A 26,569-nucleotide genomic window follows, 5' to 3' on the forward strand; every position below is an offset into this window, starting at 1 on the left:
TCGACAGGAGAAGTAAGACTTCTTGAATAAGCATCGCGGTTTTTCAAGGACAAGAAAAAAACACGACAGCGATACACCGCGACTTTCAAGGACAGAGTTGCTGAGGCAGTAATACATCACGGTTTTCCAAGAAGAAAAAGCAATCCTTGAATGAAGTTTAACTTTATCCCGTCAGAAGATCCCCTAACCGATCGCTTCTAGCTTTTGTTAAATTGCAATTGAGGTGGAGGTAGTAAGATGATTGACGTTAACTTATTTTTCTCTTTTGGTTAAGCGCTTAATCCGTTTTTATCTGGTTGTATGTTATAAATGCTGCAAAAATGAAGTTCCAAATAATTAACTAAAAGGAGGAAGTTATTTTGAGTCTATCTGTTACAAAAGACAAAATTATCGACTTAAAGAAAAAATCAAACGAAGTGAGGAAGCTGATAGTAGAAACTGTTTACCACGCTGGAGCAGGTCATATGGGAGGTCCGATGTCAGCAGTAGATTTATTAGTCAATCTCTATTTTAACGAGATGAATATTAATCCTGAAGATCCCTTAGCTTCTGATCGAGACCGATTTGTTCTTTCAAAGGGGCATTCGGCAGTAGCACTTTATGCTGTACTTGCGCGAAGAGGTTATTTTCCAATGGAGGAACTAAACACATTTGATGCCATTAACTCAAGATTACAAGCACACCCTGATATGAATGCTTTACCAGGACTTGATATGTCTACAGGTTCGCTTGGTATGGGACTTTCAGCAGCAGTCGGTATTGCACTTGGAGCTAAATTGCAGAAAAATGATTTTCGCACTTATTGTATGGTTGGCGATGGGGAATCTCAAGAAGGACAAATTTGGGAAGCTGCTGATATAGCTTCTAAATATAAGGTAGATAATTTAGTTGCCATACTAGATTATAATAAGCTTCAGCAATTTGGCTGGGCGGGAGAAGAAGAAAGTAGAGAGAATCCAGTCGTTGATCCGGAAAAAAGGTGGGAAGCATTTGGCTGGAATGTAGTAAATATCGACGGACACGATCATGAACAAATAAGTGCTGCTCTCTATGGAGCTCGTGAAGTAACGGGAAAACCAACCATGATTATAGCCAGTACGATTAAAGGAAAAGGAGTAACTTTTATGGAGAATGCTTATCTATGGCATTCACGTGTCCCAACGGACGAGGAGTACAAGCAGGCCATTCAAGAACTTGAAGAACTGGGGGCAAAACAATGAAAACAACATTAACGGAAAAAGCAACGATGAGAGATGCATTTGGTAAAAAGCTGTTAGAGCTATCGTTAAAGGATGAACGTGTATATGTGCTTGATGGGGATTTAGCGAATTCTACAAAAGTCGATAAGATAGCTAACAATAACCCAAGGAAATTTTTACAAATGGGAATCGCAGAGCAGAATATGTTAAGTGTCGCCTCGGGACTTGCAACAACAGGCATACAGCCATGGGTTTCCACATTTGCTGCTTTTTTATCCAAACGTGCTATTGATCAGGTACAAGTACAAATAGCACAGCCACATTTAAATGTAAAGATGGTAGGTGGATATAGTGGTCTATTAACAGGGCTGACAGGAAAGACGCATCAATCGTTAGAAGACATAGCTATCTTTCGTTCATTGGCTAATATGGTAGTGTTAGCACCTGCGGATAGTACAGAGGTAGAGAAAATTATCGAATTTGCCCATCAATATAAAGGGCCAATATATATGCGAATAGCCAGAGATCCTTATCCAATCATATTTGATGATATGTATCAATTTCAACTAGGAAAAGCAGTAACGTTAACAGAAGGAAAAGATGTCACCATTATTTCTACCGGAACAGAAACAAGCCGTGCTTTAGAGGCAAGTAAACAACTTTTAACAGAAGATATTTCTGCTTCCGTTATGCATATGCCTTCTATTAAACCTCTTGACCAAGATGCAATTATTCAGGCCGCAAAATCTACCAAAGTCATTGTTACTGCAGAGGAACATAGTATATATGGTGGCTTAGGAAGTGCTGTAGCGGAAGTTCTGGTGGAAGAATATCCAGTACCAATGCTTCGTGTTGGAGTAAAAGATCGAAATGCAGAGTCTGGTCCAAATGAAGAAATGCTGCAAAAATATGAGATTTCAGCTAATCACATTGTTAAAGCAGTTAAAGAAGTTTTAAAGAAAAAGTAGAATTTGCTAAATAAGTAGACAATAGGAGGAAACAATGAGTACGGTTATAAGTGAAAAAATGTTGATCAATGGTGAATGGGTTGGATCTGAACATACGTATAAGGTGTACAATAAATTTACGGGGGAGCTGTTTTCAGAAATAGCAGTAGCGGATGAAAAGTTAGTAGATCAAGCAATTAAAGCCGCAGTAAATGCGCACGAACAAACTACATTTACTCCAGAGCATCGTTATCAAGTTTTAATGCGCATGGCAGATCTTTTACTTGAAAAACAGGAAGAATTGGCGACGATCATTACCAAAGAGGTTGGAAAACCAATTTCAGACGCTAATGTTGAAGTAAGGCGTTCCGTGTCTACACTACAATTATCGGCGGAGGAAGCCAAGAAGCTGGTAGGAGAGATTATTCCCAATTATAATGCACAAGGACGTTTTCTTTACACAGTAAAGAAGCCCATTGGTGTTGTTGCTGCTATCACGCCCTTTAATTTTCCGTTAAATTTAATTGTACACAAAGTTGGACCGGCCCTAGCAGCAGGAAATCCCGTTATCTTAAAACCTGCTTCCAATACTGCCACAGTAGCAATAAAATTATGTCAACTATTTGTAGAAGCAGGTGTGCCAAAAGGATATGTGCAATGTGTAATTGGAAGTGGAAGAACAGTAGGTGAACAGCTTTTACAGGATGAAAGGATTGCTCATTATACGTTTACTGGTTCACCAGAAGTCGGTAAGCATATTCAGGAAACCATTGGTCTAAGGAAAGCAACTTTGGAACTTGGGTCAAATTCGGCCACGATTGTTCACAGTGATGCCAATATAGATAAAGCCGCAACAAAGCTTTCCAAAATGGCATTTTCAAACGCCGGGCAAGTATGTATATCTGTCCAACGAATGTATGTTCATGAATCTGTATATGATGTGTTTCTCAAAAAGTTTTTAGATGAAGTATCACTTCTAAAGGTAGGGGATCCACTGTGTCCGGACACAGATATCGGTCCTATGATAAGTGAAAAAGAAGCAAAACGAGTTGAACAATGGGTACAGGAAGCGAAAGAAGCAGGTGCACAAATTTTAACAGGTGCAAAACGCGTTGGAAGTGTATTTTATCCTACTGTCATTACCAATGCAGAAACTGGTATGAAGATAGTAGATGAAGAAATTTTCGGTCCTGTTGTCACCATTATTCCATATCACAGATTAGAAGAAGCCATTGATTTAGTTAACCATTCCAAATACGGCTTGCAAGCTGGTATTTATACATCTGATTTAAATTTGTCTTATCAGATTCCATATTTACTCGATGTTGGAGGAGTTGTAATTAATGACACCTGTTGTTATCGTGCTGACCAGATGCCGTATGGTGGTGTGAAGGAAAGCGGAAATGGGAAAGAGGGTCCTGCGTATGCAATTCAAGAATTGGTTAAAACAGTAACTGTAGTTGTCAATCTGGAATAAGAATGAATTCGTTATTTTGCTTGTATTCAGTTTAAATGTTTAAGGGAAGGATGATTGAAATTCTCATGCTTTTAAATTTAGAATACATGATGTACCAGTGCTGACAATAGGGAAAGTTAAGATGAATTTAATATTAGTGAGATTACACTTGTGATACCTTGCTTAATTCTAGTAGAGGATCACAGGTGTTTTAATTGTGCTTTTTATAGAATATATATCAGTACTCAAACTGAGATGATGAGGATAGACTTATTATCCTTATCATAGAGACTTCTAAAATAGTATTTTAATTCAAACGAGAAAGCGGAAAAAGTAAATGTCGCAACAGAACTTATGGAAGTTGAGACAATAATGCATAAAAGTCAAGGGAGAATGAGTCAGTACAATCTACAAGCTTACGAATATTTCAATCCACGCACTGTAGCTTACTATGTAAAAATGGGATACAGCATGCAGAGGAAGTGTGGAGCTACCTATTTCCTATGAGAAAGGAAGGAAAAGTTTGCACGAGAAGGGCATTGGTGTTCAATTAATTGTAGAAGTTACGTATTTGGATATCGAGGAAATAATAAAATTAAAAGAACGTCCCAAGTGATTCGTTTTAGCTTGGGACGTCATAAGGACGCGCTTTTAGCTTTTATTCATTATGCCGTTGTACTATGCTATGATGCGATTGGCGATTAGAAAACCAATCTTCTTTGGTATACGCCATTTCCCAAAATGCAAGCTCATATTCCTTGGCGATAATAAATTGTTCCTTCATCTTAGCTTTTTCCTTTTCGCTAGAGTTAGCAGCGATTTGATTTAATAGATCAATTTGTTCTTTCGTAGACTTATGGAACCATTCACTAGAATAGGTATCAATCCAATTTTTATAAATTTTTTCAGAAGGATCAGCATCTTGATATGTTTTGCCAATATCTGCATATAGCCAGTAACACGGCAGAAGAGCGGCAATCGTTTGTCCAAGATTGCCGGAGAGTGAAGCTCGGTAAAGATGCGCTGTATAAGCATACGCTGTTGGAGCCGGTTTAAAATTTTCCATATCCTCATCAGTAATGTTCAATATTTCTGCATGCTGCTTATGAACAGTTAACTCTGCTTGTGCAGTACCCTTTGCTTTTTCTAGCAGCATAGCAGTTACTTGGAAATCCTCTGCTTGAGTGGCAGCTAACGCATGTACTTTTCCGAAATGTTTTAAATAGTAAATGTCTTGAAGAATATAATATTTAAAAATATCCAATGGTAAATCACCTTGTGCTATTCCTTTAACAAATGGATGATTTACACTTTGTTTCCAGCTGTCTGTAGTTGCTTCACGTAATGTGTCTGTAAATGGCATAAAAAATTCCTCCTCATTCATATGTTTTTGAACTTGATCGAGGAGGAAAGGGATAAGCTTAATAAGGCAATCAATCTGTGAACATAGATATAGAATTTATATGTAAACACATAGATAGATAGTATCCTTAAGCAGTTTTCCACTTCCCTCCGCTGGTGCTAACCAGATCAGGTTCTAAGGGTCTTTGTCTCAGCCACTGAAGGCTCCCCTAGCAGAAATATTGCTAACTACAATTGAAGCATAACATAATGATAACTAAAGTCAACCATATTATCCGAAAATTATTAATTTGAAGGAATAATTAAGTGGTTTAAAACTAGTGAATTACACTGTTCGGAAAATGTTTTTCTTGCTTGACGTGAAAAAAAACACTTAATAATAGTGGGTAAGAACTCGTATTTATTACAAAATAGACAGGCTTTTTAAGAAAAATCCCATGGAGTGTGAATTATCCATGGGGTATTCATTGACTTTGAATTTATATAGGATTCTTTTTTGTTTTGTCTAGATTTTTATTGTTATGCAGTATAAATGTGAAGTGCTTAACTTAATGTTCAATAAAAACGAAAAGAATAAAATTCATGCTTCATCCTAATATTTAGTTTTAAAATGAATCTTGAATTTTTAATAGCGTTTGTTATTTAACTAATTAATCTGCTTCAAGGATTACTTTTAATGCTTTTTCTTTAGCAGCATTTTCAAATACTTCATAAGCTTTCATAATTTCATTAAGTTTAAAACGGTGAGTCACTAATTTCTCAGGTTGAATCTTTCCGGATTTTACGGTTTTTAGTAACATCGGCGTGGAATTTGTATCTACAAGACCTGTTGTAAGGGTAATATTATGAATCCATAGCTTTTCAAGGCTTAAATCCACTTTCACTCCGTGTACACCCATGTTTGCAATATGGCCACCCGGTGCTACAATATGTTGACAGATATCAAATGTTACAGGGATACCTACTGCCTCCATCGCCACGTCTACTCCTACTTGATTCGTGTACTCCATTACTTTTTCAATTACGTTTCCATCTGAACTGTTAATCGTTTTTGTTGCACCAAACTCTTTAGCTACAGCTAAACGATTGTCATCAAGGTCAATCATAATTATTTCGGAAGGAGAATAAAATTGTGCTCCTAACAGTGCTGATAAACCAACTGGCCCTGCCCCAACAATTGCAATTGTATCACCAGGTTTTACTTTTCCTTTAAGAACGCCGATTTCAAATCCAGTTGGAACAATATCACTTAACATTACTAACGCTTCATCCTCAACACCCTCAGGCATATGGTATAAACTCGTATCACCATATGGAATGCGAACATATTCCGCTTGTGTACCATCAATTAAATGACCCAAAATCCAGCCGCCATTCTCACAATGTGAGTACATTTGCTTTTTACAATAGTCACAAGTACCGCATGATGTAATACAGGAAATAATAACTCGATCGCCAACGTTGAAGTTTTTAACAGAATCTCCTACTTCTTCGACAATCCCGACACCTTCATGACCAAGGGTACGACCATTTTCTACTGCTGGTACATCCCCTTTCAAAATGTGCAAATCGGTACCACAAATTGTTGTCTTGGTAATTTTTACGATGACATCGGTCGCTTCTTGAATAGCTGGTTTTTCCTTTTCTGTCCATTCCTTTTTCCCTGCTCCACGATAAATAAGCGCTTTCATGAAAGTCCTCCTTTAGTGATGTTTTTACAATCACCCTTATTATATCAATATTTATCGGATATATTCAAAAAATCACAAAAAATATACTAAATTGTCAAATAAGATAATAATATAGTTGCATGTGTTACATGGAGGTTAATTTTTTAGTTGGAAGCAGAAGTTTATTGTCAAAAAAGGACTGAAAAGATGTCTTTACAGTCTTTACTATTTTCGATATTATATGTGTAAAGATATCTTTACTTCCAAACGGAGGATCAATATGAAGGTAAGGAATTATATTAGAGATGTACGTTTAAAAAAGGGAATAACTCAAGTTAAAATGGCTGAAGATTTGCATGTTACAAGGCAGACAATCAACGCCATTGAAAAAAACAAATATAACCCCAGTCTTGAATTAGCATTAAAAATCATTGCTTATTTTGATATGCCCATTGAAGAAATATTTATCTTAGAGGAGGATGATGAATGAGTACAAAAGGCAGGAAAAAATGGGAGAGAATTTTAGAGAAATGGTCACCATTCTTTATAATTGCTTGTACGTTTATAGGTGGTGTTCTGGGTTCATTTCTTGCTTATTTTTTTCAAGGTGAATTTCCGTATGATGTACTCACAGGCAGTTTGGCAGCAACTATCATTTTAACGGTAATACAAGTGATTAAACGAAAACGAAAAAAAGATAATTTACCCGAAGCAGATGAACGAGTCATCCGCAATGTTTTCCGGTTTTTTGCATATGCATCACATATTACTTTAGCTATTTTATTTGTAGCTTTAACAGTTTTGACACTTTTAGGAAACGAGTCGATTTCAATTCTTTATCTATGGATTTTTTTCTTTGCATATATTTGGATTGTTGGAATTGGTGGTTTTTTTATTAAACGAAGGTAACAGGTTATTCTAGAAATTTTATTGGTTATCATATAGCTAATAGAATAAAAGCAGGAGTAATTTTTTGCTCTTTTTATGCTGACGGTTTATAAAATGTATTCTTTCAATAATATGAAAGGTTTGTTAAAAACCCAAGCGATTTTCTTATTACGGACGAACCTTCATAATTTTGATAGCTGTTTATAGATATTTTTTGAGAATACAGTAAAATAGGCAAATTTATAAGTATACTAATTCCAGAATCATCAACCCGTCTCTTACGTAAAGTCTTTCTATTTTATTATGTGCAATTCACATTTACACAAAATAGCTTATACTGCCGATTATACTTTTTTAACTTTGATTTTATGTATCTTTGTAGTACTTTTTTATATAGTTCTTGTAATGAACATCAATTATATTCTTGTTGCCTTTATTTCAACATATAAAGTATGGAAAGTGACGTTTGTATGTAGAGACAAGTGAAAGGAAGAAAATATATTCAACTTCGTGTTATATAATCAGACCAAGATGATTTTTTAAATAGTACATTTACAGTAATAAAACTTATTGATGAAGTTTATATTTGAAATGATGCTAACCGTATTGTATTGCATAATATTTCCAACCCCATCATAATAAAGCTATATATATTGATGGAGGGGAAAGAGTTGGTAAAACAAAAAGATCTTACGTTTACGGGGTTTATGGGAATAATATTCATAATTATTGGGATAATTGGTTTTATAGTAATACTTACATCATTTGATTATCAAACTTACAACGAGTTAAAAACTGATTCATACTTGCTAGAAGACGAAGAGATACAGTTCCAAATGCTAGAAGAGGGTTTGATGTCTACATGGGTGGTGGCAATAGGGATACTACTAATAAATGTTGCTATTGGTTCTGTATTGATGGCGTTAGGTAAGATAATTAGACTGTTAGAAGATATTAAAGGAGATAAACAAGGTAAGGATGGTGCAGACTAACTAATGGATTGAAAGGGAATACATCAAGTGAAAGTTCTTCCGTCTTTAACATGATGCCAAGTGTAACCTTTAGGAGTAGACTTAAACCCAAGTACCTTATTTGCAGCAGTAAAATGTGCCAACGGATTTACATCAAGCTGTAAGACATACTGGAGGAGCAGCTTTAATAAGAAAAGGTTTGGCACCATAAATATTAATTTTACCTAAGGGGGTGTAAAGGATAATTGAAATTAAACCAATCAATATTAATTTTGATGAAATAGAGTTTAATAAATTTCAAAAGAAATTAGGTGTTACTTTACCAAATGAATATATAGAATTTCTAAAAGAAAAAAATGGAGGTATTCCTGAACCAAACATTTTTGAACTGTCAAATGAAGAAATAGAGTCGTTTTCTGTAACAGATTTTTTTGGAATAAATCAGAAAAAATTAATGATATAAATTCGCAATACAAAATTTATAAAAATCGAATACCAGAAGACCATATACCTGTATCCAGGACTGAAGGTGGAAATATAGTATGTCTTAATATTAAGGATGGAAAAATAGGTTTATGGGATCATGATATAGAGCTTATGAATGAAGAGTTTAAACCTACTAGCTCTTTAATACCTGTTGCGAGAAACTTTAAAGATTTTTTAGAGCGTCTAAAGCCCTATAGTGATGTTGAAATTTTGGATGATTACGAAATCGAGGATGTTTGGATTGACGAAGATTTTTTAAAGGATTAGGAAAGAGATAATAGTTAATATTGTAACCTTGAGGGGTAACAGCCTTTCAAGGTTTTTAGTAATTACAACTTTTAGCTTAGGATAACGCCTGTCCACAGTAATTTTAAATACTCCCCCAAATGTTTCATTTAAAATGGGTTATTTTACAAGAGAGGAAATTATTAAAAATCCTATAAATCCTTATAAATCAACAGTTGTAGCCTTTGTAAATAAGTTGGTTTAATAAGCTAAAATTTTATAAAATATAATATGAACAACGGGTTATGATTTAGGATTGATGTAAAAAGGTTAAAGAGGTTTTTGTCGGTGTAGAATAGTAAAATTTTACCATGTCAGCAGCACTTATGGCAAGGTAGAACGTCAGTAATTAAATGGGTATAAAAGGGGGCTTAAACATGCAGATTACAACGGAACGACTACTTATTCGACCATTCAAGCAAGAAGATTTTCCCTTCGTTCATGCGTATGTCTCAGATGAGGAAACAATGCATTATTTACCAGAGGATACTTTCACTGAGGACGATACAAAAAAGTTTATTGAAAAACATAGTTGCGACAATCCCGAGGCTTTTCCTGTCGTCCTCCTAAAAACAAATGAAGTCATCGGTCATATTAGCTTCGAGAAATACTTTGGCAAACATACGTATGAAATTGGTTGGATTTTTAACAAAATGTTTCATGATAATGGTTATGCCACGGAAGCTGCAAGAGCAATGATTGCTTATGCATTTGAAACGTTAAACTTACACCGTGTGGTTGCTACTTGTCAACCTGAAAATATAGCTTCTTATCGGGTTATGGAGAAGATTGGTATGCGTCGTGAAGGATTTTATAAGCAATGTATTCCCTATAAAGATACGTGGTGGGATGAATACAGCTATGCGATTTTACAGTATGAATATATGCAAAATAAAAAAGACAATAAATGCTCGTGCAGGGGCAATCTAAATTAAATAGAGATAGCTAGCATATGAAGAAAGTGAAATTCTAATCAGTCTTTTCACATAGTAACATGTATACAATGATAATTAGAATAACTCCAAAATAATAAACTGATTTGCATTTGAAAACAGCGGTTATTCAAGGATACACTCCAATATACATATTTCTAATTATGAGAAGATGGTGAATTAAAGGGTAAGTATGGGGGAGAACCATAGAAATTCATGACGGATGAAAAAGATGAATTTCTATTGAAGTGGGCACAATTGAGAGATGCTAGTCTTTCTTTTTGACTAATCGGGAAAAATTGTCACATTGCCTTAAAAATCGTTCGCTATCCTTAAATCTGAGTCATGTATGAACAAGACTCAGACTTTTTAATTTTTATTTAGGAAACTTTAATTTTGTTCTTTGTGGATAATTTTTGGATGAAAATTTATCCACATTCAGCACCAGTGCCTAGCCTTTCAGGTCACTTCACTCCTTCTACGGTGTAGGCAGCTTCCACGTTAGAGTTCCATCGCTATCGGGCTGACCCTGACCAAAGCGATTGCGCTTTTGTTCTTTTAAGTTAGATTTTCCAAAAGGTTCTTTTTAAAAGAGTGAAATTCAAGGGAAACTCGACTGAACAAAGCGTCAATTTATTTTTTTCAACATCATTATAATAACTTTTTATTAAAAATACAAAAACATTTAACAAATCCCTATTTTCATGTTAATATATGATTATAATTTGATATTATTATGAGTATATTTTTGTTCAATTCTTGTAATAATATGATACTATTCGTATCAAGGGAAGCACTCATCGGTACTATTTGATGTTCAGATAAGTGTCTTATTTCGTAGCCATTTCATACCACCTATGATCATGGATGTTTTTCACCTTTACTCTTCAATCATGATGAGATGCTCCCTTGGTCTCTCTAAAAAGGGAATAATTAATTAGGGGGAATTTAGATGCCACTACTAACATTTGACTTAATAGAAGGAAGGAAGAAAGAGGAGTTAAAAGCGTTGTTGGATGCAACTCATTACGCTGTTGTTAAAGCGTTTGGAGTTCCAGAAAGAGATCGTTATCAAATTGTTCATCAGCACCCAAAACATGAAATGATTATTCAAGATACTGGCTTAGGATTTGAAAGAAGTGATAACATTGTAGTTCTTTCTATTCGTAGTACTCAAAGGAGTGATAAACAAAAGAAAGAGTTTTATCGACTTCTTGTTCAGGAGTTAGAGGAAAAATGTGGTATTGATCCCAAAGATGTTTTAGTTTCTATTGTAACTAACGGTGCTGGTGACTGGAGTTTTGGTTTTGGAGAAGCGCAGTTTCTAACTGGCGAGTTATAACTTGCCAGTATTTCTTATTGCTAGAAAACGAGACCGGTTCTTTTTGAAAGAAGTTTTTATTAAGCTTAAACGCCCAAGCTATAGCAAACTTCATCCTGTGTTAAATCGACAACGATCCTAAATCCCTAATTCGTTCAATAACATTCCAGGTAAAAGTACTTTTTGAATGAAATTTTCACTTTACCTCGTCAGAAGCTCTCCAGTTTGTACGTCGGTAACCGAGCGCTTCCAGCTTTTGTTCCACTATAGGAAAGTATAAAATTTTTATGGTTTATCCCGCATGTAAGGTGCCGTAAGATTCCCACTTCAAGAGCTTGAGTTGGTATAACAGGGTGTAAGGGAGAAAACGGCACCTAAATGCCCGATTGGTTCAACTAACATTCAGTAGGAGAGGGAAGAAAACTCCTACTGAATGAAGTTTCATTTTATAGTATAAGAAAAACTACAGCTTCCGCTAGAAAGATTTGGCGGTAAGTCAAGTTTTTCTAATGAGATAAGAAAGTATAAAATGAGGTGTTGGGGGATAACGAAATAACCGAATAGCCACGTCCGGCGCATGAACCCAGCAACTAGGCGACTTCACGAAATCGCCCTACGATAAGTCATCATCGGTTCGTCGCCTCACCGTGATTCCTTTATCTTTAGTTGATTCGTTCCATTCGCTACGTTGCTAAACGGGCGCTTGCGCCTTTGTTCTGAGTAGAATTGGAAATCGATTCTTTTTTTACAAGTTAGCGTAAAGCATATTTGGCATATTGTCTCTTCACATATTAACATTAGTCAGTTTTTGGAGGATTTAGCACTTATCCCCCTATATCAGTATTATTTAAATAAGAAGGTAAGAGAGTATATTTATGGAAAATTTAATTAGTAGTAAAAAATATTATTTTATGGTCGTTTCGTTTTTATTATGGTTTCCTCATTTTATATATGTGCCAATTCTGGCACCTTATATGGAATCTCTTCATATACCGTATACATTAATTGGAACCGTTTTAGGAAGTTATGGATTGATGCAGTTTATTTTCCGACTTCCTATAGGGATCAGCTCTGATTTATTAAAGTACAGGAAGCCTTTCATTATTACAGGCATGTTCATGAGTATGTGTAGTAACATATTGTTTTTAACAATGGATGGTTTTATATGGTTACTTTTAGCACGTTCTTTTGCTGGAGTAGCAGCCGCATCTTGGGTTGCTTTTACTGTATTATTTCCATCGTATTATAAAGAAAATAAGGTTCATGTAGCAATGAGCAGTATTTCGTTTGTTATTGTCGTTGCCCAGTTTTTGGGTATGAGTTTTAGTGGTTATATCGTTGATCAGTGGGGATGGCAAGCTCCGTTTTGGATAGGCGGAGTGTTCAGTGTAGTTGGTTTATTGTTATCATTCTTTATCTATGAACCTAAGAATAAGGTGGTTCGTGAACCAATCAAATTAAAAGAGTTAGCAGCTACTTTACGGGAATCGGCTTTATTAAAAGTATCATTCTTATCTATTGTGGCTCATATCGTCATCTTTTCGACTATGTTCGGTTTCACGCCAACATTGGCATTACAGATTGGCTTCAACACAGATGAAATTACTTATATTGTAATTGCCTTTATGATTCCCCACGCTTTTGCAACATTGTTTATGGGGAATGTTCTTGTCCCTCGGATGGGGGAATGGAATGCTTTAAAAATTGCTTTTTTTCTAGTAGCTATCTTTACTTTGTTAATACCTATTGCACAAACTAAAAGTATGTTCTTAATTGTACAAGGATTTAGCGGATTTGCATTAGGACTAACTTTTCCTTCGTTATTAGGAATGTCCATTAAATCTATTGAACCTAAGAAACGAGCTACCGCGATGGGAGCATACCAGTCATTATATGCTATTGGTATTTTTGCGGGGCCCTTTTTTACTGGAATTATAAATTCACTCTGGGGAATTAATGTAGGGTTCTATTTTTTAAGTGTAATTGCTTTTATAACTACGCTGTTGGTTATTATTTGGAGTAAAAAGTGATTCATCCTAAAGTTTTTTGATTACAGAACGAATAGACCAAGATTGCCTTAACTAGTGTCATCGATATCAGTTAAAAGATGATAGCAGTTAAGGTGTTTTTTTATAATGAGTGATGCTGATTTTACAAAGATAAACAAGTAAAAGTAAATTATTAGATAACCTCGCTAGCATTGCATAAATAAAGCAGGAATATTCTGTTAACTAATTTTGATGATTTTGAGCCAAAAAGACAAAACTAGAAAGGTGGCACGGACTATTTTGTAAAAATATACAATTAACCAACAGCTAATTTACGGACTGGATCTGCCTTTAAACTTTCTAGTTCAGACATAGAATGGGTTTCCAGAGCGCTCTTTTTAACCAGTGAGTATTCGTTAGTAGAGATTTTTTGCTTTTTTATCTCCAGTGGACGAGAATATGTAAGTAGTATTCAGTTGGTTTATGTTATGTTTTTCGCGTATATAAGTATTCATATTCGAAATTTTTTGGAGGAATTCTTTCGTGTTAAATTTTGTAAATTTCGCAAAAAAACCTCAAAGATATGGGAATAAATTGGGCTTTTTGAACACGCTCTTTAAGATTCTCTTGGATCATAGACTCTAAATTTTTTCCTTTTAAGCGGTTTCATATCAATCCTTCCTTTTATTGTACCGATTTTCTCTTGTTTTTAAATGCAAATAGAAAATAAAGTGTTAGGTGAATTTGAAAACGGTAAGCTAAAAATAAAGATCGTTCATAAATTTTCGAAGATTGTTAAAAATTTTGGGCATGACAGTTTGTACTGTTGAATGGATACACGGGCTGTGGATAACGTTTTATTAGATGAACGAGATAACCGCGTACAAGAGGTTGTTATAATTAGGGAAATTTGGCTCGCATTGCTGGGAAAGGTGCGATGTTTGAGGTTTTTTAAACAAAGATTAAGACAATTGACCTAAAAGATATGCTCACTAATTTTGAAGATTGATCGATTATGAGAAAAACTATTTCTGTTTCTCATTCATTTTTAATCATCCTCTTACAGTTCTCTCTTTTTCATGGAGTATTGTGAAAGTTAGAAAATAAAACGCGTTTTTTAGGAGGATATAAAAAATGAAAATCGTAATGGTACCGTCAGGATTTAAAGAATGCCTTGATGCTGAGCAAGTAGCGGAAGCAATGGAAGTAGGTGTACGTCGTTTAGATCCAAATGCAAATATTACTGTCGTACCGATGATGGATGGTGGAGAAGGATTCGCAAAAACAGTTGTGAACTTAAAAAACGGTAAGCTCTATTATAAAGTTGTAACCGGACCTGTCGGAAAAAAAATTAAATCTCATTTCGGTATCTATAAAGAAGGTGATCGGAAAACTGCTATTATTGAAATGGCTGCGGTTGCCGGATTAAAGCTTGTACCAGAAGAAAGTAGAAATCCGCTTTGGACGACGACTTATGGCGTCGGCGAACTAATAAAAGCTGCACTAGATTTTGACGTTGATCACATTATCATTGGCTGTGGCGATTCTGGGACATCCGATGGAGGAGCAGGGATGGCACAAGCAATAGGCGTACAGTTTTTAGACTATTATGGCAATCCTTTTTATGTCCGTGGTGGTGGGGACCTTTACAAGATTCATAGCATTGATTTATCAGAGGTAGATAAGCGTTTAAGTACAGTACAAATAGAAGTTGCCTGTAATTGGCATAACGTATTGTGCGGGGAAAATGGTGTTACACGTGTGTTCGGTCCTCAAAAAGGAGCGACAAAAAATGAGGTTGAGCAAATGTCACAAGCCTTCGATCATTATGCCTCCCTGATTAAAGAATATATCGGGCTTGATCTTCGTACTGCTCCGGGAAGCGGGGCATCAGGGGGGCTTGGCGCGGGTCTTAAAGCTTTTGCAGGAGCTCAATTACATCCCCGTTATCAAGTGATGATGAGATATATAAATATTGAAAAACACATGAAAGAAGCTGATGTTGTTTTTACAGCAGAAGGATGTTTGGATTTTCAAACACCTAAAGGAAAAATTCCTGCTGAGGTGGCTAGAGTAGCAAAGAAGAGGGAAATACCAGTTATCGCGATAACTGGTACGATAGGAAAGAACGCACAAATTAATTATGAAACTGGGATTGATGCATATTTAAGTATTATCCAAAAGCCAACATCGCTTGAAAAATCAATGACGAAAGCGTCATTATGGATTGCTGATAGTACGGAGGCAGCGATGAGACATGTTCGTATTGGTTATCAAATTGCGAAAAGAAGATTAAAGAGAGGGATTATTCAATAATGGAAAGCCGACTTGATAGAAGAAAGCCATCTCTTCAAATTCGGCTTTCAAAAAAGATTGTTTTCTTCTCGACAAAGACAAAGTTGTTTATTAGCGGGCTCATATTATTTGGTTTATTCATTGCTTTAAATCAAGATTTATCTTATTCTGCTAAAATATCGCTCTATCTTTTTATAATTGCGATGGTGCTGTGGGTTAGTACATCTCTTCCAGCTGGATTTGTTGCTTTAAGTGCTTTAATGACGATCGTACTTTTAAAAGGGGCGGACACCTCGTTATTGTATGAATCGTTTTCTGAAGAAGTTGTATGGCTTATGATCGGATCATTTATCATTGGAGAAGCAGTACGATCATCCGGTCTTGCTTCACGCTTTACTCATCTTATTTTAAAGAAAGCACATGAACCGTTAAAACTGTTAACATTTTTAACGATTGCTCTTCAACCGCTCGTTTTTTTCATCCCTTCAACGTCAGGGCGTGCAGCTCTTTCTTTACCGATCGTTAAGGAGCTAAACCGATTGTTTCAAACGGAACGCCAGCAAAAAACGATCGCTATGCTTGTTCCAATCATGATATTAATGGGATCATCGGCAACTTTAATCGGTGCAGGTTCTCATATTATCGGAATTGGGTTACTAAATACTTCAACGGGAGAAAGTATATCGTATTTTAACTGGTTTATTTGGGGGATGCCTTTTGTACTTGTCATCAGTGTTCTTACCCTTTTTATCATGCGCTATATGTTTTGGTCTTATGAGCCATTATTAAGCGACTCATTTTCAACTAATGTAGAAGAAAAAAGTGTTGTACTTCATGATACGGAAAAGAAAACATTGTGGATGATTGCTTTATTAATTGTGTTTTGGATGACCGAGAACGTGCATGGATATGATATTGGTTTTATTACAATGATTGGTGGGCTCCTTTTTATGGTACCTAAATATGGGGTCATTACGTGGAAGCAAGGGATAAAAAGTATTTCATGGAATCTCATTGTATTCGTTGCTGCTGCAACCGCACTTGGAAAAGGGTTAATTGAAACAGGGGTGGTAGATTGGCTACAAGGATATTTGTTCCGACATTTAGATTTTTTAACTGAAGCGCCTAGCTTTATTATTCTTCTAGTGATATTATTAGTTTCTGTTACGTCTCATTTATATATTACTTCACATACAACTAGAGCAGTTATGATGATTCCTGGTTTCATTGTATTAAGTGAAACGTTCGGACTAGATTCTTCTACTGTCGTATTTTTGAGTTTAGTAGGAATGAATTATTGTGTAACGTTCCCTGTCAGTTCAAAAGCGCTTTTACTATATTACGAAGATGACAGAGTTTCATATGATGCAAAGGATTTATTGAAGTTAAGTTGCGTTCTCATGCCACTGTACATTGTTGTAATGGTCATTTTTTATTATACGTATTGGCGTTGGACCGGATTGACATTATAATGAAGAATAAAGGCAAAAGTCTCTCGCAAAATCACACGTATTTTATTGTTTTTACAGAAGTTTGATCTTTTAAGAGAAATAAAGAACCAAAAGCTTTTTCTTTGATATACTCCCTTTAAGGTGACAGATTAAAAAAATCTGTTTTTCCTTAGGGAGATTTTTTATACCCAATAAGTTTTAGTCAAGTCAGTTTTAGTACGAAGTGTTATTGCATATAAAAAGGAAGACAATTCAATAAGAGAATTATGTATAAAATATTGTATTTTAAAAAGAAGTCTATATGAGTGGACTGAACAAATTATTAAGATAACATGTTCTGGAACTTCTGCTATTGTCTGATCAAAATCTTATTTTTTCCATTCTTTCTATAAGTTTATTGCACAAATTTTTACTATTAAGATGTATGAAAACAGTAAATAAATCAAAAAAATTTTTGAGGCTTAACCATTCTCATATGTATAGAATGGTTAAGCCCTTTACTTACCCATAAATCAATTGATTAATTGTCAATCATATTATCAATAGTTAATCAAATTTAACATTTTGTTCAATAATATATCCAATATAAACCCAAAATATGTTGACTTTTAGGTTTAAAAAAACTAAAATCACATTGAAAGCGTTAACTAGTATTTAAAATTTAATTTGACACGAAGAATGAATATCATTGTTTTGTAGTCTGGATGAGTTAAGGAGGAGGAAAATGAGTAGTAGTAAAAGTAACTTACTCTATAAATTAGGTATCCCATCGGCTTTAGTCTGGGGATATATTGGAGTAATACTATTCATGCTTGGATCATGTATTGAAAATAGTTGGTTGTCTTCCTATTTAGTAAATATAGGAATAAGCAAAACAGAAACAGGTACCATATTTTCTTTATACGGCATTTTTGTAGCAATTGTATCTTGGTTGTCGGGAATTTTTGTGCAAATTTTTGGTGTACGAAAAGTAATGCTTAGCGGTGTGATTATATTTTTAGTAAGTTCCATTCCGCTAGTACTCTGGGCCATTCCATCTGGTAATTTTATGGCTATCGCAATTACGTATATGCTAAGAGGGATGGCTTATCCACTGTTTGTGTATTCGTTCTTAGTATGGGTAACATATCGTTCAACGAATGAAATAATGGGTCGCGCTACTTCATGGTTTTGGGTTTGCTTTAACCTGGGTATTACCATTGTAGGTCCCAGCTTTGCCGCAACATTAATTCCTTCTATTGGAGAAATTAATGTAATTTGGGTAGGTATCGCAATTGCTTTAGCGGGAACATTTTGTTCGCTGGTTTTAAATCGAGATCAGCTTATTTTACCGAAAACCGGGAAATCGATTACAAATGAAATTTCTGAAGGCTTTTTGATTATGTTCAAACGCCCCCGGTTAGGTATGGGGATGCTGGTAAAAGCGATCAACAATATCGCTCAGTTTGGTTTTATTATCATCATGCCTATATTCCTAATTGATCAAGGTTTCACATTAACACAGTGGGCAAGTATCTGGGGGTTAACCTATATCATTAATTCCTTTGCCAATGTTCTTTTTGGTTATATTGGTGATAAATGTGGCTGGAGAAAAACGATCGTTTATATTGGCGGACCATTAACAGGGATTTCTTGTTTAATGCTTTACTACACCAGCACTTTATTTCCAGGGCAATATGGGCTATTATTACTATCATTTTCCGTGTATGCAATTGGTTTAGGTGCGTTTGGGCCGATTTCAGCTCTATTACCTGCCTTAGCCCCAGATAAGAAAGCAGTAGCAGTTTCTGTACTAAATTTAGGTTCTGGTTTAAGTAATTTTATCGGACCGGCTATTGTGTCTTTATTATTTGAGCCATTTGGAGTGAAGGTAGTGTTATATGTATTTGCTATTCTTTATTTCGTTGCTAGTTTTCTAGCGTTTTTCTTGAGGACTCCGGAAGAGTTAAATCATGCGCAATTGAAACATGAAAAAGCTGTCGTATAAGCAATTTTAGTTAAAAGGAAAGGGGTAGATCTAATGGGAAAAGAAATTAAATTGGATCCAAAAGAGTTTGCCAATCTAGTAATCAGTAATTATCAATCTTCTAGTAAAGAATTTGAGGCTATTGCAAAAGAGCATCTTACGCTTTACTTAACAGCTTACATGTTAATTGAACGATTTAATGAATTGGAAAAAGAGAATCTTTATGGGGTTAGCATGGAAGAGTTTAATCGTAGACTAGATAAATTAAAGTTTTCACCAGGTTCATTTTTTCAAAAGTAGCATAAGGGCAGAAAAGTTAACCCTTCACAGGTAGACAACAAGAAAAACTGCATGAAAAAAATGCCTCTTGACGCCTACCTGAAAGGGATTTTTATATAAAAAGGATCAAACTTCGAGGGATGCTCTCTCTCGACTTGATGATAAAATTAAGCATTGGCTCTCAGCCAAGCTTTTTATATGTTAAGGGGTAACCCTACGATTATTATACGAATCGATTGATGGTTAGACTTCTTAGAAATCTATTTACGATAGTTGATAAGTTGTTTTATTACTGTAAAATTTTCTTAATCCAATCAACCACCCTTCATAAAATGGGGAGTTTATTGCATAAACAAAAAAAGCCTATTCTATTTTAATAAGCTGGATTTTTGAACAGTTTGTACAGATGTAGATAAAGAAACACAATAAGGCGAGCAAGTGACTCTATACTCATAAAGGAAGATCTCATAAAAGCATGTATACAAAAATCTGTAAAGACACTATCTGCTCGCGATATCGCAAAATATCAATGAATTTATCAATTTATTTGCTATGAAAACTCATTGGTAGCAGGATGGATAGGAAGGTTCTAAAGCTTCCAACTGGAAGTGCAGTATTGGTGGAAGATAAAACTAGAATTATTTACCTACATTTAAATTTTCTGTAGCATACTTAATATTAATATTATTTTTTCTACAATATTCTTTGTAATTTTCCGGAACGGTATCCGATGTAATAATTTGATTAAAGTGTCCAATGGATGCATAAGTAATTAATGCTGCTTTATCAAACTTAGAGTGATCAATTAGTAAAATATTCTTGTCGGCCTTTTCCACAATCCGGCGTTTAATATCATATTCCATTAGATCAGAATTTGTGACGCCACGTTCAATCGAAATTCCAGTTGCTGCCATAAAGCTTTTTGTAATATTGATACGCTTAAAGTAGTCCCAAGACTCTACATTGACAAAGGATTGGGTAGTATGTTTGTACGTCATGCCAATTAAAATCAGTTCATAGTTGCTTAATTCAGCAGCTTTATTAATAATATTTAAATTATTAGTGATGATCGTTACATGTTTTTCCGGATCAAAAAAATCACCAATACAACTGGTCGTTGTGCCTGAATCGATATAAATTAAATCATGATCTTCAATTTCTTCTGCTGCAGCTTTGCCAATCGCCATTTTTTCTTTTGCATGACTAGTATGTCGATATTCATATGGTTGTAATTGATTCGAAAGGGAGGCAACTCCACCATACACTTTTTTAATTGTTCCCGATTCTAATATTTTGTTAATATCTCTTCGTATCGTATTTTTCGAAACATTAAATTTCTCGCATAATTCATTAATACTAGCACTTCCATTTGCATGGATATATGCTTCAATTTCCTGTATTCGCTTTAATTTCATTTTAAATTCCCCTTTAAAAATATTCATTTCTACCATAACATGCTCTATGCAGTTAATCAATAGTTAACCACAACTTAACAAAAAAATGGATTTTTTTATTTTCTTTCCTTGACTACTAAAACATATTGTTTTATGATTGACTTGTAATCAAGATATAACAAAATGTTCACCAAAACATTACAATTAAAATTCATAAATAAAAAAAGAGGTGTCCAAATGGGAAGTGTAAGAACATTAAAGAACTTTGTTGGTGGAAAGTGGGTAACTAGTACCACAGAAAAATATGAAGATGTTATAAATCCGGCTACTGGCGAAATGATGGCTAGCGTACCTTTATCTACAAGAGAAGAATTGGATGAAGCAGTAAAAGTTGCGAGTGAAGCATTTACATCATGGAGCAAGACGGCAGTTCCAAGAAGAGCACGAATTCTATTTAAATTTCAACAATTACTCATAGAAAATAAACAAGAACTCGCACGGTTAATTACCGTTGAAAATGGAAAGGCATTCAAGGAAGCGTTAGGTGAAGTACAGCGCGGAATTGAAAATGTTGAATTTGCAGCAGGTGCTCCAAGCCTTATGATGGCTGATTCATTATCATCCATCGCAACAGATGTAGAAGCAACGAACTACCGTTATCCAGTTGGTGTAATTGGTGGAATTTCACCGTTTAACTTTCCAATGATGGTTCCATGTTGGATGTTTCCAATGGCTATTGCTTGTGGGAATACATTCATTTTGAAACCTTCTGAACGTACACCATTATTAACAGAAAAGTTAGCAGAACTTCTTGCTGAAGCAGGACTTCCTGATGGTGTATTCAATATTGTGAATGGTGCGCATGATGTTGTAAATGGTATTTTAGAGCATCCTGAAGTTAAAGCAATTTCATTTGTCGGATCTAAACCAGTTGGTGAATATGTTTACAAAAAAGGTTCTGAACATCTAAAACGAGTGCAAGCTTTAACAGGAGCAAAAAACCACACCATTGTTTTAAATGATGCAGATTTAGATGAAACCATCCGCAATGTGATCTCAGCTGCTTATGGTTCTGCTGGTGAAAGATGTATGGCAGCTTCTGTAGTTGCAGTAGAAGAAGGCATTTATGATAAATTTATGGAAAAACTAGTTTCTGAGGCAAAACAAATAAAAATGGGTAATGGATTAGATGAAGATGTATTTTTAGGTCCTGTTATTCGTAAAGAAAATCAACAAAGAACGTTTGATTATATTCAAAAAGGTGTTGACGAAGGTGCAACATTAGTGTTGGATGGCCGTGAAGGTATTCCAAGTGAAGGATATTTTGTAGGACCAACCATATTTACAGAAGTTACGAAGGAAATGACAATTTGGAAAGAAGAAATATTTGCCCCAGTTCTATGTGTCGTGAAAGTGAAAGACTTAAAAGCTGGAGTCGAATTAACAAATGCTTCTGAATTTGCTAATGGTGCATGTTTATTTACAAATAGCGCAAGTGCTATTCGTTACTTCCGCGAAAATATTCATGCCGGAATGTTAGGAATTAACTTGGGCGTACCTGCTCCAATGGCATTCTTCCCATTCTCAGGTTGGAAGTCTTCATTCTATGGTACCTTACATGCTAACGGAAAAGATAGTGTTGATTTCTATACACGCAAAAAAGTAGTAACCGCTCGATATGCAACAAAAGATTTCTAAACGTGTGTGTTCAAAAAGGAAGATAAAAAGGATCCGTCGGCATTACTGACATCCTGTCAGCAATGCCGATACTAGCACGTCCTGTTGAGTCCAAAGTTTGAGGTTATGCGTTCCTGAACAACAGTGTATATGTAGTTAGATACATGAGTAGCGCAGAAACAAGTCAACAAAGAAATTTGATACGTCCTTATTACCAGACTTTTTAACAACTTCTAAAAAGGAGCATAACGATGAGTAAGTTGCAATATAAACCAAATAAAAATAGCAAAGCAGGAGTTACTCTCCTACAAGATATTCACGAAGGAAACTCTGATTTAACATATGTTTCATTTAAATTGATTCAAATGGATAGCGGAGCAACCTATTCAGAAATATTAAAGGATAAGGAAGTCTGCATTGTTGCCTTAACAGGAAATGCTTCTGTTCGTACTGGTGACCAGTGGTTTAAGGATTTAGGAACTCGTGAATCCGTATTTGAAAAAAAACCGACAGACAGTGTTTATATTTCAAATGATTCCGAATTTGAAATTAGTGCTGATCGTGCGTGTAAGCTAGCATTATGCTATGCACCGTCAACAGAGAAAAAACCAGCTCAAGTCATTAGAGCTGCTGATAATTCGGTTGAACATCGAGGGAAATATCAGAACAAACGAATGGTACACAATATTTTACCTGACAATGTTGATATCTCGAATAGTCTGTTAGTTGTGGAAGTATATACAGAGGGCGGCAATTTCTCAAGTTACCCTCCTCACAAACATGATCGCGATCATCTTCCGGAAGAATCATTTTTAGAGGAAACGTATTATCATGAAATAGATCCTGAACAGGGATTTGTGTTCCAGCGTGTGTATACGGATGATCGATCATTAGATGAAACAATGAGTGTTGAACACGGTGATGTGGTATCCGTTCCAAAAGGCTATCATCCAGTAGGAGTGCCAGATGGATACACTTCCTATTATTTGAATGTTATGGCTGGACCTAAGAAAATCTGGAAATTTCATAATGATCCAGACCATGAATGGATTTTAGCCAGAAAGTAGAAGTGGAGGACAAAAACATGAAGCTATTAAAAAAAGGAAGCAAGAAATTCGATATTATTGCCATCGGTAGAGCTTGTATTGACTTAAATGCTGTCGAATATAACCGGCCAATGGAAGAAACAATGACATTTAAAAAATATGTTGGAGGATCTCCTGCAAATATTGCAATTGGTACATCTAATTTAGGATTGAGCGTCGGGTTCATTGGAAAAGTTCCCGATGACCAACACGGTCGTTATATTACCGATTATCTTCATGATAAAGGTGTGGATACGACACAAGTTGTTAAAGATAAAGAAGGACGTAAAGTTGGTTTAGCTTTTACGGAAATTAAAAGCCCAAGCGAGTGCTCCATCTTAATGTACAGGGATAATGTAGCAGACCTTTACTTAACTCCGGAAGAGGTTGATGAAGCATATATTCGTGAAACAGAAGCACTGTTAATATCTGGTACAGCACTAGCACAAAGTCCTTCCCGTGAAGCAGTGTTAGCAGCTATTGAATATGCAAAAGCTCATCATGTAAAAGTTATCTTTGAACTGGATTATCGTCCATATACGTGGGCAACTCCAGAAGAAGTGTCTATTTACTATACATTAGTAGCACAAAAAGCGAATATCGTTATTGGTACACGTGATGAATTTGATATGCTTGAAGGAAAAGAAAATGGTGATAATCAGACTACAGTAAATGAACTTTTCAAATATGATCCGGATTTACTTGTAATTAAGCATGGGGTAGAAGGATCTTATGCTTATGTGAAGGACGGAAAGCAATACAAAGCGAATTCCTACAAAACAAAAGTATTAAAAACGTTTGGTGCTGGAGACGCTTATGCTTCTGCATTTCTTTACGCATTATTCAATGGGAAAGATGTGGAGACAGCGTTAAAATATGGTAGTGCATCAGCAGCCATTGTCGTTAGCAAACATAGTTCTTCAGAAGCAATGCCGTCCATTCAGGAAATTGAACAATTGATTGCTGAGCAATCTTGAAAAAACAGGGGGAATCACTCTATGGTAGAAACGATCCGTTTAACGACTGCGCAAGCGTTGATTAAATTTTTGAATCAGCAGTATTTACATGTAGACGGGGAAGAATTCCCTTATGTAGAAGGAATTTTTCATATTTATGGTCATGGAAATGTGGTTGGTATCGGTCAGGCTTTAGAAGAAGATCCGGGTCACCTAAAAACCTTTATAGGGAAAAATGAACAAGGGATGGCCCACGCTGCTGTGGCATTTTCAAAACAATCTTTAAGGAAAAAGATTTATGCTTTATCCACATCTGCAGGTCCCGGTGCAGCGAATATGATCGCAGCTGCCGGGACAGCTTTGGCCAATAATATACCGGTTCTCTTACTGCCGGCTGATACCTTTGCTACAAGGCAGCCAGATCCTGTACTTCAGCAAATCGAACAAGATACAAGCATGGCGGTAACGACGAATGACGCTTTTAAAGCAGTTTCTCGTTATTGGGACCGTATTCAAAGACCAGAACAACTGATGTCTGCTTTAATTCGAGCATTTGAAGTAATGACAAACCCAGCTACTGCTGGTCCTGCTACGGTTTGCCTGTCTCAAGATGTAGAAGGAGAAGCATTTGACTACCCAGTAGAGTTTTTCAAAAAGCGTGTTCATTACTTTAATCGTACGGTGCCAACAAAACGTGAAATCGAAGGTGCTGTAGAACGAATTAAAAACAGCAGCTATCCGGTAATTATTGTTGGTGGAGGTTGCAAGTACTCGAAAGCAAGACAAGAGCTAATAGCTATTTCTGAAAAACATCATATTCCTTTAGTAGAAACACATGCCGGAAAATCAACGGTGGAATGGCAATTTAAAAATAATTTAGGCGGTCTAGGAATTCTAGGTACTTCTGCTGCAAATAAAGCTGTGAAAAAAGCAGATCTAATTATTGGTATCGGAACGAGGTATACCGATTTTACAACGTCTTCTAAAACATTATTTAACTTTGAGAAAACAAAATTCTTAAACATTAATGTTAGTCGACCTCAATCCTATAAATTGGATGCTTTTCAGGTTGTTGGTGATGCCAAAGCAACACTTCAGGAACTGCTTCCACTGTTAGAAGGCTATACAACAGCATTTAACGATACACTGGAAGAACTAAAAAGCGAGTGGTTAAAGGAAAGAGATCGATTAGCGAATGTCCGATTTAAACGTGAAGGATTTGTTCCGGAAATAAAGGGACATTTTTCCCAAGAAACATTGAACGAATATGCGGATGCTTTGGATACAGAATTAACTCAAACAGAAGTGTTTATCGCTTTAAATGAAGCGGTTGATGAAGATGCAATCGTTGTTTCAGCTGCTGGTTCATTACCAGGAGATATGCAACGGCTATGGAATCCTTCCGTACCGAATACGTATCATTTAGAATATGGGTATTCTTGTATGGGATATGAAATTGCCGGTGCATTAGGAGCACGTTTAGCTGCACCGCATCAGGAAGTGTACTCATTAGTTGGTGATGGCAGCTTCTTAATGCTTCATACAGAATTGGTTACAGCTCTTCAATACAATAAAAAAATTAATATTGTTCTGTTTGACAACTCAGGATTTGGTTGCATCAATAATCTGCAAATGGATAATGGCAGCGCTAGTCAAGGTACAGAATTTAGAACTTGGGAAAATCAAATTATGAATGTTGATTATGCAAAAGTAGCTGAAGGTTATGGTGCGAAGACATATAAAATCAAAACACTGGATGAATTAAAACGAGCCATTGAAGATGCTAAAAAGCAACCTAATTCAACATTATTTGAAATTAAAGTGTTGCCAAAAACAATGACGGACGGGTATGAAGGGAGCTGGTGGAATGTCGGGTTATCCGAAGTTTCCACAAAAGAAAGTATCCGAAACGCATTTGCAAATAAGCAAAAAGGAATGAAACGAGCAAGAAAATATTAGTG

Annotated in this window: 24 protein-coding genes and 1 riboswitch; of the genes, 20 read left to right on the forward strand and 4 right to left on the reverse strand. The window is 35.6% G+C overall.

Going from position 1 to position 26,569, the window contains the following annotated elements:
* Window positions 1-359 precede the first annotated feature (359 nt).
* Genes BN1066_RS11480 through BN1066_RS11490 form a run of 3 tightly spaced genes read left to right on the forward strand, consistent with a single transcriptional unit; the run spans window position 360 to window position 3,623 of the window.
* Window positions 360-1,220, forward strand: coding sequence for a transketolase (locus tag BN1066_RS11480; protein WP_077319603.1), 861 nt, complete (start codon window positions 360-362; stop codon window positions 1,218-1,220).
* Window positions 1,217-2,167 (forward strand): transketolase family protein, encoded by a 951-nt coding sequence (locus tag BN1066_RS11485; RefSeq protein WP_077319605.1) that lies wholly within the window; start codon window positions 1,217-1,219, stop codon window positions 2,165-2,167. The genes BN1066_RS11480 and BN1066_RS11485 overlap by 4 nt, the downstream gene beginning before the upstream one ends.
* Before the next feature lie 34 nt (window positions 2,168-2,201).
* Entirely contained in the window at window positions 2,202-3,623 is a 1,422-nt protein-coding gene (locus tag BN1066_RS11490; protein ID WP_077319607.1) for an aldehyde dehydrogenase family protein, read from the forward strand.
* 637 nt (window positions 3,624-4,260) lie between these two features.
* On the opposite strand, the gene tenA is transcribed toward BN1066_RS11490, so the two are convergent.
* Window positions 4,261-4,965, reverse strand: a complete 705-nt coding sequence (gene tenA, locus BN1066_RS11495) for a thiaminase II (protein WP_077319608.1) — start codon at window positions 4,963-4,965, stop codon at window positions 4,261-4,263.
* Between the two features lie 127 nt (window positions 4,966-5,092).
* A riboswitch (TPP riboswitch) is annotated at window positions 5,093-5,185 on the reverse strand.
* Between the two features lie 429 nt (window positions 5,186-5,614).
* Entirely contained in the window at window positions 5,615-6,655 is a 1,041-nt protein-coding gene (locus BN1066_RS11500) for a zinc-dependent alcohol dehydrogenase family protein (protein ID WP_077319609.1), read from the reverse strand.
* Window positions 6,656-6,914: 259 nt separating this feature from the next.
* Between BN1066_RS11500 and BN1066_RS11505 the strand changes: the two genes are divergently transcribed.
* The 3 genes from BN1066_RS11505 to BN1066_RS11515 all read left to right on the forward strand — a co-directional run bounded on the left by BN1066_RS11505 (window position 6,915) and on the right by BN1066_RS11515 (window position 8,514).
* Window positions 6,915-7,124, forward strand: coding sequence for a helix-turn-helix transcriptional regulator (locus BN1066_RS11505; RefSeq protein WP_077319610.1), 210 nt, complete (start codon window positions 6,915-6,917; stop codon window positions 7,122-7,124).
* Complete coding sequence (locus BN1066_RS11510) at window positions 7,121-7,543, forward strand: hypothetical protein (protein WP_077319612.1); 423 nt, start codon at window positions 7,121-7,123, stop codon at window positions 7,541-7,543. The genes BN1066_RS11505 and BN1066_RS11510 overlap by 4 nt, the downstream gene beginning before the upstream one ends.
* Window positions 7,544-8,193: 650 nt before the next feature.
* The gene (locus BN1066_RS11515) at window positions 8,194-8,514 is read left to right on the forward strand and encodes a hypothetical protein (RefSeq protein ID WP_077319614.1); all 321 of its coding nucleotides are present in this window, start codon (window positions 8,194-8,196) and stop codon (window positions 8,512-8,514) included.
* Window positions 8,515-8,537: 23 nt separating this feature from the next.
* Here the strand turns inward: BN1066_RS11515 and BN1066_RS21260 are convergent, their stop codons facing one another.
* Complete coding sequence (locus tag BN1066_RS21260) at window positions 8,538-8,636, reverse strand: HNH endonuclease (RefSeq protein WP_425445293.1); 99 nt, start codon at window positions 8,634-8,636, stop codon at window positions 8,538-8,540.
* Here BN1066_RS21260 and BN1066_RS21265 point away from each other — a divergent pair.
* From BN1066_RS21265 to BN1066_RS11565, 10 genes are all read left to right on the forward strand, one after another.
* Window positions 8,630-8,704, forward strand: coding sequence for a hypothetical protein (locus BN1066_RS21265; protein WP_425445294.1), 75 nt, complete (start codon window positions 8,630-8,632; stop codon window positions 8,702-8,704). The genes BN1066_RS21260 and BN1066_RS21265 overlap by 7 nt on opposite strands.
* Window positions 8,705-8,773: 69 nt before the next feature.
* On the forward strand, window positions 8,774-8,956 hold the full coding sequence (locus tag BN1066_RS21270; RefSeq protein WP_425445295.1) for an SMI1/KNR4 family protein: 183 nt from the start codon (window positions 8,774-8,776) through the stop codon (window positions 8,954-8,956).
* Entirely contained in the window at window positions 8,944-9,246 is a 303-nt protein-coding gene (locus BN1066_RS11530; protein WP_077319618.1) for an SMI1/KNR4 family protein, read from the forward strand. The genes BN1066_RS21270 and BN1066_RS11530 overlap by 13 nt, the downstream gene beginning before the upstream one ends.
* Before the next feature lie 395 nt (window positions 9,247-9,641).
* Window positions 9,642-10,199, forward strand: a complete 558-nt coding sequence (locus BN1066_RS11535; protein WP_077319620.1) for a GNAT family N-acetyltransferase — start codon at window positions 9,642-9,644, stop codon at window positions 10,197-10,199.
* Between the two features lie 949 nt (window positions 10,200-11,148).
* Complete coding sequence (locus BN1066_RS11540) at window positions 11,149-11,538, forward strand: tautomerase family protein (protein ID WP_077319622.1); 390 nt, start codon at window positions 11,149-11,151, stop codon at window positions 11,536-11,538.
* A gap of 854 nt (window positions 11,539-12,392) precedes the next feature.
* Window positions 12,393-13,547 (forward strand): MFS transporter, encoded by a 1,155-nt coding sequence (locus tag BN1066_RS11545; protein ID WP_077319624.1) that lies wholly within the window; start codon window positions 12,393-12,395, stop codon window positions 13,545-13,547.
* 1,092 nt (window positions 13,548-14,639) lie between these two features.
* The gene (locus BN1066_RS11550) at window positions 14,640-15,821 is read left to right on the forward strand and encodes a glycerate kinase family protein (RefSeq protein ID WP_077319626.1); all 1,182 of its coding nucleotides are present in this window, start codon (window positions 14,640-14,642) and stop codon (window positions 15,819-15,821) included.
* Entirely contained in the window at window positions 15,821-17,272 is a 1,452-nt protein-coding gene (locus BN1066_RS11555; protein WP_077319627.1) for an SLC13 family permease, read from the forward strand. The genes BN1066_RS11550 and BN1066_RS11555 overlap by 1 nt, the downstream gene beginning before the upstream one ends.
* Window positions 17,273-17,975: 703 nt before the next feature.
* Complete coding sequence (locus BN1066_RS11560; protein WP_077319628.1) at window positions 17,976-19,238, forward strand: MFS transporter; 1,263 nt, start codon at window positions 17,976-17,978, stop codon at window positions 19,236-19,238.
* Window positions 19,239-19,271: 33 nt separating this feature from the next.
* The gene (locus BN1066_RS11565; protein WP_077319630.1) at window positions 19,272-19,517 is read left to right on the forward strand and encodes a hypothetical protein; all 246 of its coding nucleotides are present in this window, start codon (window positions 19,272-19,274) and stop codon (window positions 19,515-19,517) included.
* A gap of 617 nt (window positions 19,518-20,134) precedes the next feature.
* Here the strand turns inward: BN1066_RS11565 and BN1066_RS11570 are convergent.
* Window positions 20,135-20,911, reverse strand: a complete 777-nt coding sequence (locus BN1066_RS11570) for a DeoR/GlpR family DNA-binding transcription regulator (RefSeq protein WP_077319632.1) — start codon at window positions 20,909-20,911, stop codon at window positions 20,135-20,137.
* 216 nt (window positions 20,912-21,127) lie between these two features.
* Between BN1066_RS11570 and BN1066_RS11575 the strand changes: the two genes are divergently transcribed.
* The 4 genes from BN1066_RS11575 to iolD all read left to right on the forward strand — a co-directional run bounded on the left by BN1066_RS11575 (window position 21,128) and on the right by iolD (window position 26,567).
* Window positions 21,128-22,588, forward strand: a complete 1,461-nt coding sequence (locus BN1066_RS11575) for a CoA-acylating methylmalonate-semialdehyde dehydrogenase (protein ID WP_077319634.1) — start codon at window positions 21,128-21,130, stop codon at window positions 22,586-22,588.
* 230 nt (window positions 22,589-22,818) lie between these two features.
* The gene (gene iolB / locus BN1066_RS11580; protein ID WP_077319636.1) at window positions 22,819-23,634 is read left to right on the forward strand and encodes a 5-deoxy-glucuronate isomerase; all 816 of its coding nucleotides are present in this window, start codon (window positions 22,819-22,821) and stop codon (window positions 23,632-23,634) included.
* A 17-nt stretch (window positions 23,635-23,651) separates the two neighbouring features.
* Window positions 23,652-24,629: a 5-dehydro-2-deoxygluconokinase gene (gene iolC, locus BN1066_RS11585; RefSeq protein WP_077319638.1), complete on the forward strand. Its 978-nt coding sequence runs from the start codon at window positions 23,652-23,654 to the stop codon at window positions 24,627-24,629.
* Between the two features lie 21 nt (window positions 24,630-24,650).
* A complete protein-coding gene (iolD, locus tag BN1066_RS11590; RefSeq protein WP_077319639.1) occupies window positions 24,651-26,567 on the forward strand; it encodes a 3D-(3,5/4)-trihydroxycyclohexane-1,2-dione acylhydrolase (decyclizing) in 1,917 nt (638 codons plus the stop codon).
* The last annotated feature ends 2 nt before the right edge of the window (window positions 26,568-26,569 follow it).

The sequence above is a fragment of the Virgibacillus proomii genome (assembly GCF_900162615.1).
Classification (GTDB): domain Bacteria; phylum Bacillota; class Bacilli; order Bacillales; family Amphibacillaceae; genus Virgibacillus; species Virgibacillus proomii.